Origin of the sequence: Nonomuraea fuscirosea (assembly GCF_035917475.1) — a bacterium.
Classification (GTDB): domain Bacteria; phylum Actinomycetota; class Actinomycetes; order Streptosporangiales; family Streptosporangiaceae; genus Nonomuraea; species Nonomuraea fuscirosea.
The window spans coordinates 7,930,206-7,944,593 of the sequence record NZ_CP109074.1; the positions used below are offsets into that span (position 1 = coordinate 7,930,206).

Consider the following 14,388-nt stretch of genomic DNA (forward strand, 5'->3'; position numbering starts at 1 on the left):
TCTCAGAGACTACCGGTCAGCGCCTCCGCCGCGGCCTGGCCGCAGACCCGAGCCGAACCGTACGTGGCGATGTGCACGGCGCCCAGGTCGGACCTGGCGGGCAGGCCCATCTCCACGACCACGGTGTCGGGGCGGGCGCTGAGCAGGTGTCTCAGGGCCTCGGACTGCCAGCGGTGACGGTGCACGTCCCTGACCACCACGACCAGGGGGCGGCCCGCGGCCTGGCCGAGCACCCGTTCCAGCTCGGGGCCGGTGCTTCGGCCCGCCGTCAGGCGGACGGTGGAGGTGCCGGGACGCAGGCGGCTCAGCGGCTCGCCGACGCCCCACGGGGTCTTCCTGTCGATGGCCAGGTTCATCTCCGGCGCCAGCTCCACCACGCAGGGCTCTGGACCGAGCGGGAGCACGGCCGCGGTGGAGCGGCGGGTGACGCGGATCGCCCGGCGGGCCGCGGCCAGGCCGACCTGGCCGTCGGCGGGGTCCTGACTGCCCGAGGAGGCGGCCCACGTGGCCAGCTCGCGGACCCTACGAGCGGCCTGCGCCAGTCGCTCCTCGGGCAGCAGCCCGGTGGTCACCGCCGCCGCGATCGCGTCGCGGATCCCGGCCGCGGTGGCCTCGTCGGCGTGCTCGCCGCCGACGCAGACGGCATCGGCGCCGGCGGCCAGGGCGCGGGCGGAGGCGCCCCCGATCCCGTACGTGCCCGCCACGGCGGCCATCTCGATGCCGTCAGTGATGATCATCCCGTCGAAGCCGAGCTCCTCCCGCAGCAGCCCGGTGAGCACCTTGGGGCTGAGCGTGGCGGGCAGTTCCGCGTCGTACGACGGCACCAGGAGGTGGCCGGTCATGACCGCCTTGACCCCTTCGGCGATGGCCTCGCGAAAAGGGAACAGCGCCTCCTCGATCCCGCTCTCGGCGACGACCGGCATCCCGTGGTGCGAGTCCACGGAGGTGTCCCCGTGCCCGGGGAAGTGCTTGGCGCAGGCGGCCACCCCGGCCGACTGCAGCCCGCGGACGAACGCCCTGGTGTGCCGGGCGACCAGCGCCGGGTCCGCGCCGAAGGCCCTGAGCCCGATGACCGGGTTGTCCGGGTTGGAGTTGACGTCGGCGGAGGGGGCGAAGTCGAGCGAGATCCCCGCCCTGGACAGGTCCGCGCCGAGGCCGGCGGCCAGCGACTCGGTGAGGTCCACGTCGTCCACGACGCCGAGCGCGTAGCCGCCGGGGCGGCTGCTGCCGGTGTCCGCCTCCAGCCTGGTGACCTCGCCGGACTCCTCGTCGGTGCCGACGAGCACCTCGGGGTTCTCCGCGCGCAGGGCGGCGGTGAGCCGGGCCACCTGGGCGGGGTCGGCGATGTTGCGCGAGAACAGCGCCACTCCGGCCAGCCCCGCGCCGAGCCGGCGGCGGATCCAGTCGGGAGGGGCGTGTCCGGTGAAACCGGGGAAGAGGACGGCGTCGGCGAGGCGAAGCAGGTCACCGCTCAGGGGCATGGTCTGCAATCTAATAGGAAAGTTTCCTATTTGCTAGAGGCATTTTCTGACGTCAGCCCGTTTCCTAATGATGACAGACCCGGCTCATGGCGAGCCCGGCTCATGACCCGCCCGGCTAGTGCTGTGACCGGAAGGGTTCACCGCGCCGAGTTCGGCGACGAGTAGCTGTAGCAGGCCGGGATAGTGCTGCTCGATGTCCTTCCTGAGCAGCCTCAACGTGCTCCCGTTGCCATGATCGCGCTGCGCGACCAGGCCGGCCTCCCGCAGAACCCGGAAGTGATGGGTTCGTGTGGCCTTTTTCACCGGCAGGTCGAAGGACCCGCATGCCCGCTCCTGATCCTTGGGATCGGCCGCGAGCTCGGCCACCATGCGCCGCCGGGAGTCGTCGGCGAGCGCGGCGAGCACTTTGCCGAGCTCCATATCTCCTCCTTCAGGTACGACTTGCATCATACCTCGGGCGTGGCTAGCCTCCACAGGTATGAATATCGTCATACCTGTGGGAAGCGGCCCCATCGGCATCTACGGATACGCCCGCCCCCGCCCGGAACGCGCCCAGGAGCTGGAAAGCCTGCTCCTTTCGTTCGTCGAGCCGACTCGTGCCGAGCCGGGCGCCTGGCAGTACCAGGTCCATCGCGATGCCTCCGACCCCACCACGCTGGTCTTCTACGAGCTGTGGCGTTCGGGGGACGACCTGCGCAATCACCTCGCCCAGCCCAACCTCGTCCAGTTCCAGAAAACTCGCATGAACTACCTGCGCGAGGACCTGGAGATCCACTGGTTGACGCCTCTCACCGCGAACGCTCCGGCCGACTCACCACAGCAGGACGCGTAGCGCGATCGCTTCTGGAACGCGCAGGCCGCCAACGTGGTCCCCCTGAACGCTCACCGAAGCGAACACCCAAGCGTGGAGATTCGCCGTCCCCCAACCCGGTGAACCTTTCCGGTCACCGCACTACTGATTCGCCCGGCTCGGCATCCGCCCGGCTCAGGCGGGACTCGGCGATCCTCCGCTTTCGCGCCCCGGCCTGTCAGGGCGATTCGGGGCCGGGGGTGGAGAGACGCTCGATGACCGTGACGTTCGCCTGGCCGCCGCCCTCGCACATGGTGAGCAGGCCGTACCTGCCGCCGGTCCGCTCCAGCTCGTGCAGCAGCTTGACCGCCAGCACGGCGCCGGTCGCGCCGAGCGGGTGGCCGAGCGCGATGGAGCCGCCGTTCGGGTTGACCTTGGCGGGGTCGGCGCCGGTCTCCTGGATCCAGGCCAGCACGACGGAGGCGAACGCCTCGTTGATCTCGATCGCGTCGAAGTCCCCGATGGACAGGCCGGTCATCCCGAGCGCGTGCACGGTGGCGGGGATGGGGGCGGAGAGCATCATGATCGGGTCGTCGCCGCGCGCCGACAGGTGGTGCACGCGGGCGCGCGGCGTCAGGCCGTGCTCGCGCACCGCGCGCGGCGAGGCGACGAGCAGGGCGGCGGCGCCGTCGGAGATCTGGGAGGCGAGGGCGGCGGTCAGGCGGCCGCCGTCTGTCAAGGGCTTGAGCGCGGCCATCCGCTCGCGGGTGGTGTCCCTGCGCGGGCCCTCGTCCACGGCGACGCCCTCGAAGGGGGTGATCTCGCGGCCGAAGTGCCCCGCGTCGATGGCGTGCAGGGCCCTGCGGTGCGACTCGTACGCGTACCGTTCCATCTCCTCGCGTGAGATGCCCCAGCGCGCGGCGATCATCTCGGCGCCGGTGAACTGGGAGACCTCCTGGGTGCCGTACCGCTCCGTCCAGCCCTTGGAACCGGAGAACGGCGTCTCATGCCCGAGCGGCCGGCCGGCGAGCATCGCGGAGGAGATGGGGATCATGCTCATGTTCTGCACGCCGCCGGCCACCACCAGGTCGTTCGTGCCGGACAGCACGGCCTGGGCGGCGAAGTGCAGCGCCTGCTGGGAGGAGCCGCACTGGCGGTCGATCGTGACGCCCGGCACCTCCTCCGGCAGGCCCGCCGCGAGCCAGCAGGTGCGGGCGACGTCGCCGGCCTGGGGGCCGATCGTGTCCACGCAGCCGAAGATCACGTCTTCCACGGCGGACGGGTCGGCGTCGGCGCGGTACATCAGCTCCCTGAGCACGTGCGCGCCGAGGTCGGCGGGGTGAGCTCCGGCCAGCCCGCCGTTCCTGCGCCCGACGGGCGTGCGGACGGCGCCGACGATGTACGCCTCACTCATCCCGGTATCGTAGCAAGCGCTTGGTATGTACGGGAATGCCGCATGAGCTGGGCCGGTAAGGTGAACAAGCGATTGTCCGATGGCTCATAATGGTCTCGTGACCACGCGAAAGAACTCCGGCACCACCGCCGCCCCGGCCAAGCGCCAGCGCGCGACCTCATCGGGGCCCGCGTCCGAGCGTCGCGACCACCTCGTCAAGCTCGCTGCGGAGCTCTTCGCGCGCAAGGGCTTCCAGGCCACGACCGTACGCGAGATCGCCGACGAGGCGGGCATCCTGTCGGGAAGTCTCTACCACCACTTCGACTCCAAGGAGACGATCGTCGACGAGGTGCTCTCCACCTTCCTCGACGACCTGATCGCCCGCTACCGCGCCGCCCTCGACACCAAGGCCGACCCCCGCACCGTGCTGTCGGAGATGGTCCGCATCGGCTTCGGCACGCTGGAGCCCCACCGCGCCGCCATCACGGTGATGCAGAACGACTGGAACTACCTGCGTCAGTTCGAGCGCTTCAACTACCTGGTCAAGGCCGAGGACGAGGTCGAGCAGATCTGGGTGTCGCAGATCAAGGCGGGTCAGGCGGCGGGGCTGTTCCGGGCCGACGTCGACCCCAAGCTGACCTACCGGATGATCAGGGACACGATCTGGGTGGCGGTGCGCTGGTTCCGACCCGGCGGCCGGCTCAACACGACCGGCCTGGCGGAGCACTACATCACCGTGCTCTTCGACGGGCTCGCCACGGGCGAGCGCACCACCCAAAAGGGATGAGCCTCGGCAAGGCGGTGCGCCTGGCGCTGGAGGAGGCGGCCGAGCCCGCCAAGGCCGAGACCATGCGCGCCTACATGAGGTCCACCATGCCCTTCCTCGGCGTCCAGGCGGTCCCCCGGCGGGCGGTGCTGCGGAGGGTGTTCGCCGAGCACCGGCTGGACAGCGCGCCCGAGTGGCGGCGCGCGGTGCTGTCGCTGTGGCGCGAGGCCGAATACCGCGAGGAGCGCTACGCCGCCGTCGAGCTGTCCGGCTACCACCTCTACCGGGAGTACCAGACCCTCTATACCGTGCCGATGTACGAGGAGATGATCGTCTCCGGGGCGTGGTGGGACCTGGTCGACGAGCTGGCCACCCACCGCGTCGGCGGGCTGCTGACCGTCTATCCCGACTCGATGCGGCCGCTCATGCTGGAGTGGGCGCACGACGACGACCTGTGGAAGCGGCGCACGGCCATCCTGTGCCAGAACCGGTTCAGGTCCCGTACGGACACGGCCTTGCTCTACGCGTGCATCGAGCCGAGTCTGTCGGACAACGACTTCTTCGCCCGCAAGGCGATCGGCTGGGCCTTACGCGAGTTCGCCAAGACCAATCCCGGCGAGGTGATCCGCTACGTGAAGGCCAAGGGCATCTCGGGGCTCAGCCGCCGCGAGGCGCTCAAGAACCTGCCGGCCCACTAGCTCAGGCCCCGGTGGGCTGTGTCCGCAGGGAGAGCACCGCTTCGGCGACGCGCTCGGGCTGCTCGGCGACCATGTTGTGACTGGCGTCCAGTTCGAGCACACGCAGGTGCGGCCGGTCGGCGGTGAGCGCCGTCAGGTCGCGGCGGATGCCCGCGCGCAGCGCCGGCATGAGGTCGCCGACCCGGCCGGGCAGCCCCGGCAGGTTCCTGGTGGCCAGCACGAACAGGGCCGGGCAGCGCAGGTCCGCCACGGCGGGGACGCTGTCCTGGAAGTGCGGGTCGTACCTGATCCGCGCGGCCAGCTCGGCGTCGGGGCGCGCGTAGACGCCGTCGGCCGTGTGACGCAGCGCCCGCTCGGGGAACATCGCGACGTGCGCCTCGGGCAGCGGCTGGGCCATCGCCGCCGCCTGGGCGTCGAAGACGGCCTTCATCTCCCCCAGCAACGCGGTCAGCTCGTCCTCCGCCAGGCCGGCGTAGTGGCGCGGCGCGGTCTCTGCCGAGCGCAGGCCGTCGAGGTTCACGATCCCCGGGCCGTCCGGACGGCGCAGGCCCCAGCGGATCGCGATCATGCCGCCGAGTGAGTGTCCGGCCACCAGGGGCGTGTCCAGGCCGAGGTGGTCGACGACCGCCTGTACGTCGTCGAGGGCGGCCTCCCAGTCCCACGGGCCGTCGCCCGAGCGGCCGTGGCCGCGCAGGTCCATCGCGACGACGCGGCAGGAGCCGGTGAGCAGCGGCGCGACGGCGTCCCAGTGCAGCAGGGTGCCGCCGAGGCCGTGCAGCAGCAGCACGGGAGGCCCGTCGCCGCCGTGGTCGCGGACGGCCAGGTGGACGGGGCGATCGTCGATGATCAGGTCTTGCGGTGCCACGGGATGCTCTCCTGAGGTCGGTTGAGCCGGTCGCGGATGGAGGAGGTGGTGACGCCGCCGTCGGGGTGCCGGTCGAGCTTGCCTCGTTTGACCAGGTCGTGCACGCCCTGCCGGGTGATGCCGAGCATCGCGCCCGCCGTGGCGTACGGCACCGCCGCCGCCGTGGGGTGCCCGGCCGTGCGGGCCACGGCCCGGCCCAGCGCGCTGCGCCACCACGACTCGGGTGGATCGAAGGGCCCGTCGCCGGGGAAGAGCACGCCGATGAGCCTGGCCGCGGTCGCGGTGGCCCGCCCCCGGTCGGGGCCCAGCAGCTGCGCGGCCCACACCTCGGCCTCCACGCGCAGCCGCGCCCTGATCGGGCTCAGCAGCTCGTCGGAGGTCAGCAGGATCTCCAGCGGGTCGAGAATGCGCGTCTCCAGCAGCCGCACCAGCTCGGCCACCAGCTCGACGTGGTCTTCCGTGGTCGTCACTTGACACAAGATAGCAAGTACTTGCCCAGTGGCGTCAAGTAGCGCTCACCTCGTCCAGAGGGCGTCCTGGACGGCCTGAACCAGGGCCATCAGTTCTGGGGTGACCCGTTCCTTCGACCAGGCCAGGGCGTACGTGATCCGCAGGTCGCCCGCCTCCAGCGGGACGAAGCGGACGTCGTCCCGCCTGATCGTTCTGACCATGAGCTGCGGGATGGGCAGCAGGCCCGCCCCCGCGGCCACCAGGTCGAGGGCGGCGGTGAAGTCGTCGGGCACCAGGCGGGAACGACCCGGCAGCCCCTGCCACGGGCGGCTGCCGGGAGTCATGAGCACCTGGCCGGCCAGTTCGGCCGGGCCCACCTTCAGGGCGGAGGCCAGGCGGTGGCCGGCGGGGACGGCCAGATGGTCGACGGTGACGTGGAATCGGGCCGCCGTGACGAACCGGGCGGGCGCCGGGGTGGCCAGGATGGCCGCCGAGACCTCGCCGTCCGCCAGCGCCCGCGCCGCCTCGTCGCGCCCGGCGGCGCGCAGCTCGACCCCGACCGCGGGAGTGCGCGTCGCCAGCCGCCTGACGATCCGGGCGGCCAGCGTGCCGACGAGAGGTGGATAAGCCAGGTGAATGGTCGGCCGGGCCAGCCGGGCCGCCTCCGCGCCGAACGCCTGGACCGAGTCGATCACCTGCTCCGCGTACGCCAGCAGTGCCTTGCCTTCGGCGGTGAGCCGCACCTCGCGGGCGCTCCGCTCGAAAAGCCTGACCCCGGTGGCACGTTCGAGCCGGGTGATGGCCTGGCTCATGGCGGGCTGGGACATCCCCACGTCGGCGGCGGCGGCCGAGAAGCTGAGCCGCTCCGCGACACGCGCGAAGCACTGGATCTCCCTGAGCATAAGCAGCACCTATCCATGGTGCACGACGTTCCGGCAGTCGGCAGCATTCCAGCGACCTGAACGATCTCGAAGGAGCAAGCGAACATGTCCGCATTTATCCAGCAATTTCCTGCGTCCACGGTGCTCGGCTACCCGCGGATCGGCCCGCGACGGGAGCTGAAGCGGGCGCTGGAGGCGTACTGGGACGGGCGGGCGACCCGGGCGGAGCTCGACCAGGCAGGCGCCGAGATCAGGGAGCACACGTGGCGCCGGCTGGCCGAGCTCGGCCTGGAAGGGCTCCCGTCGAACACGTTCTCGCTGTACGACCAGGTGCTGGACACGGCGGTGCTGCTCGGCGCGGTGCCGGCCCGCTACCGCGACGCGGCCGACCCCTACTTCGCGATGGCCAGGGGCACCGACGGGCTGGCGCCGCTGCGGATGACGAAGTGGTTCGACACGAACTACCACTACATCGTGCCGGAGATCGGTCCGGAGACCGTGTTCAAGCTGGACGCCGCCAAGCCGCTGACCGAGGTGCGGCAGGCGCGGGCGCTCGGGTACGAGACCCGGCCCGTGGTGGTGGGCCCGGTGACGTTCCTGCTGCTCGGCTCGGCCCTGGACCGGCTGGACGAGGCGCTGGCCTGCTACGAGGAGCTACTGTCCGCGCTGGCGGCCGAGGGGGTCGCGTGGGTGCAGCTCGACGAGCCCGCGCTGGTGGGCGACAGGACGCCGGAGGAGCTGGCCGCCGTCAGGACCGCCTACGAACGGCTGGGCGCCCTGGGTCCGCGGCCCGCCCTGTTCGTGGCGTCGTACTTCGGCGACCTCGGGGAGTCGCTGCCGGCGCTGGCCGCCACGCCGGTCGAGGCAGTCGGGATCGACCTGGTCAGGGGCGGGGTGCCCGGGGTCGATCTGAGTGGCAAGACCGTGGTCGCGGGCGTGGTGTCCGGGCGGGACGTGTGGCGCACCTCGCCGGAGCGCGCGCTGGCCGCCCTGGGCGCCGTACGCGCCGGGCAGGTCGTGGTGTCCACCTCGTGCTCGCTCCAGCACGTGCCCTACTCGGTCGCGGACGAGCCGGACCTGGCGCCTGAGCTGAGGGAGCGGCTGGCGTTCGCGGAGGAGAAGGTGGCCGAGGTCGTCGCGCTGGCGCGGGCCGACTTCCGCGGCTCGGTGCCGGCCGGGCCGTCCGTGGCTCTGTCGGCGCCGGTGATGGCCGAGGAGCGCGCCCCGTACGCGGTGCGTGCCGCCGCCCAGGCCGCGCACCTGCGGCTGCCCACGCTGCCGACCACCACGATCGGCTCGTTCCCGCAGACCGGCGAGCTGCGCGCGGCCCGCGCGGCGGTGACGGCGGGCACGCTGACCCGGGAGGAGTACGAGCGCCGGGTCGAGGCGGAGATCGAGCGGGCGATCCGGCTCCAGGAGCGGCTCGGCCTCGACGTCCTCGTGCACGGGGAGCCCGAGCGCAACGACATGGTCCAGTACTTCGCCGAGCACCTCGACGGGTTCGCGGTCACCAGGAACGGCTGGGTCCAGTCGTACGGCTCGCGCTGCACCCGCCCGCCGATCCTGCACGGCGACGTGAGCCGTCCCGGGCCGATCACCGTGCGCTGGTCCACCTACGCCCAGTCGCTCACGGAACGGCCGGTCAAGGGCATGCTCACCGGGCCGGTCACGATCGTGGCCTGGTCCTTCGTCCGCGACGACCTGCCGCTGCGCGACGTGGTGTTCCAGGTGGCCGACGCCGTCAGGGAGGAGGTCCGCGACCTGGAGGCGGCCGGGCTGTCGGTCGTCCAGGTGGACGAGCCGGCGCTGCGCGAGCTGCTGCCGCTGCGGCGGGCGGCGCAGGACGACTACCTGGAGTGGGCGGTGGCGGCCTACCGGCGGGCCACGTCGGGGGCGAGCGACCGCACGCAGATCCATACGCACCTGTGCTATTCGGACGCCGATCAGATCCTGGCCGCCATCGACGGCCTGGACGCCGACGTCACGACGATCGAGTCCGCCCGGTCGGGGGCGCGGATCCTGGGGGCGGTGCAGGCGTTCGGGCGCGGGCTCGGCCCTGGGGTCTACGACATCCACTCGCCCCGGGTGCCCGGCGTCGAGGAGGTCGAGGAGCTGCTGCGCGGGGCCGTGGCGGCGCTGCCGGCGGAGCGGGTCTGGGTCAATCCGGACTGTGGGCTGAAGACCCGTACGTACGAGCAGGTCGAGGCCGCGCTGGCCAACGTGGTGAGCGCCACCCGCCGAATCAGGGCCGAGCTGAACGCCTGAGCCCCGGGCGGCGGGCGACGGGCGACGGGCGGCCATGCTCAGGCGTAACGCTGGGTGTACTCCTCGATCGTCATGCCGAACAGGACCTCGTCGTGATACCGGCCGTCGGCGTAGTGACTCCTGCGCCGGCGGCCCTCCTCGACGAAGCCCAGCCGGCGGTGGAGGGCGAGCGAGGCGTCGTTGTAGCCGTAGACCCAGGCCTCCGCCTTCTGGAAGCGGCGCTCGAAGAACATGTAGCGCAGGGTCAGCACGATGGCCTCGCTCGCGTAACCCTTGCGGTGGTGCGGGGTGCCGACGGCGATGCCGTAGGAGAAGGTGCCGTGGACGCGGTCGATCGCGTGGGTGTTGATCGACCCGACCGGCGCGTTGTCCGTTCTGGTGGCGATGACCAGGGAGAACTCGTCGAGGTCGAGCTCCTCCTCGGCGTGCTCGATCGCCGCCTTCTTCGCCCGTGCGACGGAGGCGGGCGGGGTGAGCCGCCAGCCGCTGCGTACGGCGTCGGAGTCCTCGTCGAAGGCGTGGAAGGCCTCCCAGTCCTCGGGCTCCTTGGCACGCAGCCGGACCCGCTCGCCCACCCAGGCCGACGATGTCATGCCAGAAGCCAAGCAGATCAGGTCACGGTCCGGCGAACGGTTTTCGAGAAGCGGTTCAGGGCGACGCGAACGTCCTGGGCAGGTGGGCCAGGGCGGCCTCGGCGTAGTGGCGGGGGCCGATGCTCACCCCGTACGCCAGGTCCTCGATCAGCGCGCACCTGGCGTGGAACAGGATCCGCGCCCGGTCCTCCTCCGTCACCTCGAACTCGTAGTGCGCCACCGTCAGCTCGAAGACCTCCGGCCCCAGGTCCCGGTAGATGAGCGCGAAGTCGTGGGCCGGGTCGGTGATCGCGGCGTCCGTCCAGTCGATGACGCCCGTGATCGTGACGCCGTCCGCGTCCACCAGCAGGTGCTCCGCGCCCAGGTCGTTGTGGCAGAAGCGCGGCGGGCCCGGCTCGGCCGGCGGATGCTGCCGCAGGAAACGCTCGACCAGCGGGCGCTGGTGTTCGGGGACGTGCCGCTCCACGTCCCGGTAGTCGAGCTCGGCGTCCTGGAGCAGCGTCGGGAGCGGATAGGCGTCCGGCGGCGCCAGCTCCTCCATCCGGGCGGGCTCGGCACCGTGGATCGCGCTGAGGAAGCCGCCCAGCGGCCCGGCCAGCTCCCGGGGCCGCAGGCCGGGGTCGCCCTCCAGGAGGTTGAGCGGGGTGCCGGCGAGCTTGCGGTAGGCGATCGTGCCGGACTCCTCGTCGGAGAAGACGACCTCGGGCACGGGCAGCGGGGACAACTCCCTGACGGCCGCCAGGCGGGCGACCTCCTGCCGGGTCTTGCGCGGCTCGCTCACCCTGCTCCGCCGTACCAGCAGCTCGTCGTTGACCTCGGACACGTAGTTGTCGAGGCCGGTGCCGAGCCGCCGGACGGAACGCACCCGGTAGCCGGGCAGGTGCCGAGCCAGCAGCGCGTGAATGTCGCCGGTCACACCCGCACCCTAAGCCGGATATATCCGGCGTGCGCGTTATTTCAGGGCACCGGAGGTCAGGCCGGACTGGATCTGGCGCTGGAACACCGTGTACACGATCAGCATCGGCAGGATGGCCAGGGTGAGCGCGGCGAACATGGCCGACCAGTCCTGGTCGTAGCCGGCGGCCGTGGAGATGTCGGCGATGCCCATGGTGAGCACCCACTTCTCCCGGTCCTGGAGCAGGATCAGCGGCAACTGGTACTGGTTCCACTGGCCCAGGATGTTGAAGATCGTGATGCTGATGATGCCGGGCCTGGCCATCGGCAGCATGATCTGGAAGAAGACCCTCGTGTGCGAGGCGCCGTCCACCATCGCGGCCTCCCCCACCGCCGTCGGGAGCGTGCGGAAGAAGGCCGACAGGAAGAAGACGGTGAACGGCATCGAGTACGCGATGTAGACCAGCACCAGCCCCGCGTGCGTGTTCAGGCCGATGAACGGCCCGATCAGCGGCAGGTTGCCCATGTTCTGCACGACAAAGAACAGCGGCGTCAGCGCCAGGTAGACGGGGAAGGCCAGGCCGGAGACGAACAGGAAGTAGATCGCCCGGTTGCCCTTGAAGGGATAGCGGGCCAGCACGTACGCCGCCATCGACCCGACGAGCATCGTCCCGAACGTGCTGAAGGCCACCACGACGATGCTGTTGAGCATGTACTGGCCGATGTGCACCTGGTCCCAGGCCCTGGCGAAGTTGTCCCAGCGCAGCGCGGCCGGCAGCGACCAGGCGTCGCTGAAGATCTCGTCCTCGCTCTTGACCGAGGCCAGGAACGTCCACAGGATCGGGATCATCACGAGCAGGGTCCAGATCAGCAGCGCCAGGTGGGTCAAGATGCCCAGGGGGCCGAGCCGGCGCTTGCGCTCGGAACGGGCGATCTTGCGCGAGTTCGCCACCGTCCACGAGATCATCGTTGTCATCAGTACTCGATTCGTTCGCGCCGGGACAGGCGAAGCGAGAGGATCGCGAAGCCGACGGTGAAGAAGAACATCACCACACCCATCGCCGAGGCGTAGCCGAAGCGGAAGTGGCCGAAAGCGCTGCGGTAGATCTCGGCGGCCATGACCGTGGTCGCGCTGTCGGGGCCGCCCTGCTGCAGGGTCATCACCCAGACGATCGCGAACACGTCGAGGGCCAGGATGCCCAGGTAGACCCAGGCCACCTGGACGGTGTCCCAGAGCAGCGGCAGCGTGATGCGGAAGAACAGGCTCAGCCGGCCCGCTCCGTCGATCTGCGCGGCCTCGAACATGTCCTTCGGAATGCTGGCCAGGCCGGCCGAGAACAGCACGACGTAGAAGCCGACCGCCTGCCAGACCATGACCGCCAGCACCGACCAGAACGCCACGTCCCGGTCGGACAGGAACCCGATGGGGTCCGCCCCGAGCGCCATCAGCGGGCCGTTCAGCATGCCGCTGCCGTCCGGCCGGAACACCTGCTGGAACAGCACCGCGACCACGGCCACGGCCAGCACCTGCGGGAAGAAGAACACCACCCGGTAGAACTTCGAGCCGCGGATGCCGCTCACGCCCGAGGCGCCGCCCACGTTCAGCAGGAACGCGAAGAACAGCGCGATCACGATCGTGAGCAGCGGCAGCAGCACCAGCAGGGCGCCGTTGTGCGTGACGGCCTGCCAGAACTTGCTGTCGCCGAAGAGCCGCTGGAAGTTCTCCAGGCCGATGAACCTCGGCGTGGCCGTGACCCCGCGCCAGTCCGTCAGCGCGATGTAGAACGCCTGGAGGTACGGCGCGATCACGTAGATCAGATAAAGGATCACCGGGGCTGCCAGGAACGAGGTGATGAACAGCCCGCGGCGATACCTGTTGAACAACATCAGCGCTTGTACTTCTTGATCGAGGAGTCGTTCTTGATCTCGTCGGCCTTCTTCTGGATGCGCTCCAGGTACTTGTCCGGGGTCAGCCCGCCGGACATGAGCTCGCCGGTGGCGGCGATGGCCTCGTCCTTGAGCGGGCCGTACCAGTTGAACCAGCGGTAGTAGACGGTGTTCTCGCCCGCGGCGGCGACCGCGGCGGAGGCGCTGGTGACGCCGGGCGAGATGTCGCGGCCCTCGGTGGCGCCCTTGACCACGGTCATCGTCCGGACGAGCGCGCTGAAGTCACCGGCCGCCTTCTTCGACAGCATGGCCCGCAGGTACTCCATGCCGGCCTGCGGGTGCGGGCTCCTGGCCGAGACGATGAAGTTCTCGCCGGGCTGGGTGTGCAGGGTGCCGTAGGGCATCTTGTCGGAGCCGGTCACGTCGGGGATGGGGAACATCCCGTACGCGAAGTCCTCCGGCGTGGTCGTCTTCTGCTCGTTCTCCAGCCAGGAGCCGGAGGGCAGCATGGCCACCTTGTACTTGTTCTGGGCGGTCTGCGTCTGCACGTGGTCGAGGCCGGTGGTGCCCTGCATGAGGTATTTGGCGCCCACCTCCGCCCACGCCGTGGCCGCGGTCTTCATCGCCTCGGAGGTCCAGGCGCCGTCCTCCAGGTTGTCGATGTTGACCAGCACCTCGTTGCCGCCGACCTTGGCGGCCATGGTGAGCAGCGGCTCGTAGAGGTACTGCGGGAACTTGCCCGCGTAGGTGAACGGCGCCATCTTGCCGGACTTCTTGATGGTCTCGCAGAGCGCCAGGAACGCGTCCCAGGTCTTCGGGATCTCCCAGCCGTTGTCCTTGAACGCCTTCTGCGAGTACCAGATGCCGTGGATGTAGTTGACGTAACCGAGGACGCTGAACTTGCCGTCGTAGGTGCCGATGTCGATCACGGACTGGTCGATGGTGTCCCTGACCTTGACGTTCGGGTCGTCCCACGAGGGCGCGTCGAGCAGGGCGGTGAGGTCCTGCAGCTGGGAGTCCTGGGAGAGCGCGCCGAAGTCGATGAAGTTGGCGCCCGAGTTGTCGATCACTTCGGGCGGGTTGCCGCCGGCGAAGCGCGGCTGCAGCACCTTGGTGATCTCCTTGGTCGAGTTGTGCTTGATCTCGACCTTGGGGTATTTGGAGGCGAACAGCGGCTGGTGGATGTTCTTGGCGTAGTCCTGGCCGAAGCCGCCGTCGAAGATCCAGACCTCCAGCGGCTTGCCGTCGGCCACGCCGAACGGGTTGGCCGCGCTCGTCGCCACCGGAGCCGCCGAGCTGGAGGCCGCGGGAGGCGCCGCGGGCGTGGCACACGCGGCCAGCGCCCCCGCCACGGGGACGAGCGCGGCGCCGCGCAGAAGCTCACGCCTGGAGATATGGGGGGTGTTAGGCATTTCTGTACTCCTG

15 protein-coding genes are annotated in these 14,388 nt (G+C 70.5%); 4 read left to right on the forward strand and 11 right to left on the reverse strand.

What is annotated here, in order from left to right; all coding sequences use genetic code 11:
• Positions 1–2: 2 nt before the first annotated feature.
• Both OIE67_RS36005 and OIE67_RS36010 read right to left on the reverse strand, forming a co-directional pair.
• Positions 3–1,481 (reverse strand): glycoside hydrolase family 3 protein, encoded by a 1,479-nt coding sequence (locus tag OIE67_RS36005; RefSeq protein WP_326628902.1) that lies wholly within the window; start codon positions 1,479–1,481, stop codon positions 3–5.
• Between the two features lie 84 nt (positions 1,482–1,565).
• Complete coding sequence (locus OIE67_RS36010; protein WP_326628904.1) at positions 1,566–1,901, reverse strand: ArsR/SmtB family transcription factor; 336 nt, start codon at positions 1,899–1,901, stop codon at positions 1,566–1,568.
• 76 nt (positions 1,902–1,977) lie between these two features.
• Here OIE67_RS36010 and OIE67_RS36015 point away from each other — a divergent pair, with 76 nt between their 5' ends.
• On the forward strand, positions 1,978–2,313 hold the full coding sequence (locus tag OIE67_RS36015; protein WP_326628907.1) for a putative quinol monooxygenase: 336 nt from the start codon (positions 1,978–1,980) through the stop codon (positions 2,311–2,313).
• 196 nt (positions 2,314–2,509) lie between these two features.
• On the opposite strand, the gene OIE67_RS36020 is transcribed toward OIE67_RS36015, so the two are convergent.
• The gene (locus OIE67_RS36020; RefSeq protein WP_326628909.1) at positions 2,510–3,685 is read right to left on the reverse strand and encodes an acetyl-CoA C-acetyltransferase; all 1,176 of its coding nucleotides are present in this window, start codon (positions 3,683–3,685) and stop codon (positions 2,510–2,512) included.
• Between the two features lie 97 nt (positions 3,686–3,782).
• Here OIE67_RS36020 and OIE67_RS36025 point away from each other — a divergent pair, with 97 nt between their 5' ends.
• Both OIE67_RS36025 and OIE67_RS36030 read left to right on the forward strand, forming a co-directional pair.
• Positions 3,783–4,451, forward strand: a complete 669-nt coding sequence (locus OIE67_RS36025; RefSeq protein WP_106235100.1) for a TetR/AcrR family transcriptional regulator — start codon at positions 3,783–3,785, stop codon at positions 4,449–4,451.
• The gene (locus tag OIE67_RS36030; RefSeq protein ID WP_326628912.1) at positions 4,448–5,128 is read left to right on the forward strand and encodes a DNA alkylation repair protein; all 681 of its coding nucleotides are present in this window, start codon (positions 4,448–4,450) and stop codon (positions 5,126–5,128) included. Before OIE67_RS36025 ends, OIE67_RS36030 begins: the two co-directional genes overlap by 4 nt.
• Before the next feature lies 1 nt (position 5,129).
• Here the strand turns inward: OIE67_RS36030 and OIE67_RS36035 are convergent, their stop codons facing one another.
• The 3 genes from OIE67_RS36035 to OIE67_RS36045 are packed head-to-tail and all read right to left on the reverse strand — an operon-like array spanning position 5,130 to position 7,345.
• Entirely contained in the window at positions 5,130–5,993 is an 864-nt protein-coding gene (locus OIE67_RS36035) for an alpha/beta fold hydrolase (protein WP_326628914.1), read from the reverse strand.
• Positions 5,975–6,463 carry a hypothetical protein gene (locus OIE67_RS36040; protein ID WP_326628915.1) on the reverse strand — a complete coding sequence of 163 codons (489 nt, stop codon included), beginning with the start codon at positions 6,461–6,463 and terminating at the stop codon, positions 5,975–5,977. The genes OIE67_RS36035 and OIE67_RS36040 overlap by 19 nt, the downstream gene beginning before the upstream one ends.
• Before the next feature lie 45 nt (positions 6,464–6,508).
• Positions 6,509–7,345 carry a LysR family transcriptional regulator gene (locus OIE67_RS36045; RefSeq protein WP_326645564.1) on the reverse strand — a complete coding sequence of 279 codons (837 nt, stop codon included), beginning with the start codon at positions 7,343–7,345 and terminating at the stop codon, positions 6,509–6,511.
• Positions 7,346–7,429: 84 nt separating this feature from the next.
• On the opposite strand from OIE67_RS36045, the gene metE reads away from it, so the two are divergent.
• Entirely contained in the window at positions 7,430–9,589 is a 2,160-nt protein-coding gene (metE, locus tag OIE67_RS36050) for a 5-methyltetrahydropteroyltriglutamate--homocysteine S-methyltransferase (protein ID WP_326628917.1), read from the forward strand.
• Positions 9,590–9,627: 38 nt separating this feature from the next.
• On the opposite strand, the gene OIE67_RS36055 is transcribed toward metE, so the two are convergent.
• The 5 genes from OIE67_RS36055 to ngcE are packed head-to-tail and all read right to left on the reverse strand — an operon-like array spanning position 9,628 to position 14,375.
• Positions 9,628–10,182 carry a GNAT family N-acetyltransferase gene (locus OIE67_RS36055; RefSeq protein WP_326628919.1) on the reverse strand — a complete coding sequence of 185 codons (555 nt, stop codon included), beginning with the start codon at positions 10,180–10,182 and terminating at the stop codon, positions 9,628–9,630.
• Positions 10,183–10,237: 55 nt separating this feature from the next.
• The gene (locus tag OIE67_RS36060; RefSeq protein WP_326628921.1) at positions 10,238–11,098 is read right to left on the reverse strand and encodes a phosphotransferase family protein; all 861 of its coding nucleotides are present in this window, start codon (positions 11,096–11,098) and stop codon (positions 10,238–10,240) included.
• A 36-nt stretch (positions 11,099–11,134) separates the two neighbouring features.
• The gene (locus tag OIE67_RS36065) at positions 11,135–12,052 is read right to left on the reverse strand and encodes a carbohydrate ABC transporter permease (RefSeq protein ID WP_326628923.1); all 918 of its coding nucleotides are present in this window, start codon (positions 12,050–12,052) and stop codon (positions 11,135–11,137) included.
• Positions 12,052–12,963 (reverse strand): carbohydrate ABC transporter permease, encoded by a 912-nt coding sequence (locus OIE67_RS36070; protein ID WP_326628925.1) that lies wholly within the window; start codon positions 12,961–12,963, stop codon positions 12,052–12,054. Before OIE67_RS36070 ends, OIE67_RS36065 begins: the two co-directional genes overlap by 1 nt.
• Positions 12,963–14,375: an N-acetylglucosamine/diacetylchitobiose ABC transporter substrate-binding protein gene (gene ngcE, locus OIE67_RS36075; protein ID WP_326628927.1), complete on the reverse strand. Its 1,413-nt coding sequence runs from the start codon at positions 14,373–14,375 to the stop codon at positions 12,963–12,965. The genes OIE67_RS36070 and ngcE overlap by 1 nt, the downstream gene beginning before the upstream one ends.
• Positions 14,376–14,388: the final 13 nt, after the last annotated feature.

Excerpts from the sequence above, each read along its gene's own strand:
- OIE67_RS36020 (WP_326628909.1), bottom strand. The coding sequence starts at position 3,685 with ATGAGTGAGGCGTACATCGTCGGCGCCGTCCGCACGCCCGTCGGGCGC.
- OIE67_RS36070 (WP_326628925.1), bottom strand. The coding sequence starts at position 12,963 with ATGTTGTTCAACAGGTATCGCCGCGGGCTGTTCATCACCTCGTTCCTG.
- metE (WP_326628917.1), top strand. The coding sequence starts at position 7,430 with ATGTCCGCATTTATCCAGCAATTTCCTGCGTCCACGGTGCTCGGCTAC.
- OIE67_RS36005 (WP_326628902.1), bottom strand. The coding sequence starts at position 1,481 with ATGCCCCTGAGCGGTGACCTGCTTCGCCTCGCCGACGCCGTCCTCTTC.
- OIE67_RS36045 (WP_326645564.1), bottom strand. The coding sequence starts at position 7,345 with ATGCTCAGGGAGATCCAGTGCTTCGCGCGTGTCGCGGAGCGGCTCAGC.
- OIE67_RS36065 (WP_326628923.1), bottom strand. The coding sequence starts at position 12,052 with ATGACAACGATGATCTCGTGGACGGTGGCGAACTCGCGCAAGATCGCC.
- OIE67_RS36030 (WP_326628912.1), top strand. The coding sequence starts at position 4,448 with ATGAGCCTCGGCAAGGCGGTGCGCCTGGCGCTGGAGGAGGCGGCCGAG.
- OIE67_RS36055 (WP_326628919.1), bottom strand. The coding sequence starts at position 10,182 with ATGACATCGTCGGCCTGGGTGGGCGAGCGGGTCCGGCTGCGTGCCAAG.
- OIE67_RS36010 (WP_326628904.1), bottom strand. The coding sequence starts at position 1,901 with ATGGAGCTCGGCAAAGTGCTCGCCGCGCTCGCCGACGACTCCCGGCGG.
- ngcE (WP_326628927.1), bottom strand. The coding sequence starts at position 14,375 with ATGCCTAACACCCCCCATATCTCCAGGCGTGAGCTTCTGCGCGGCGCC.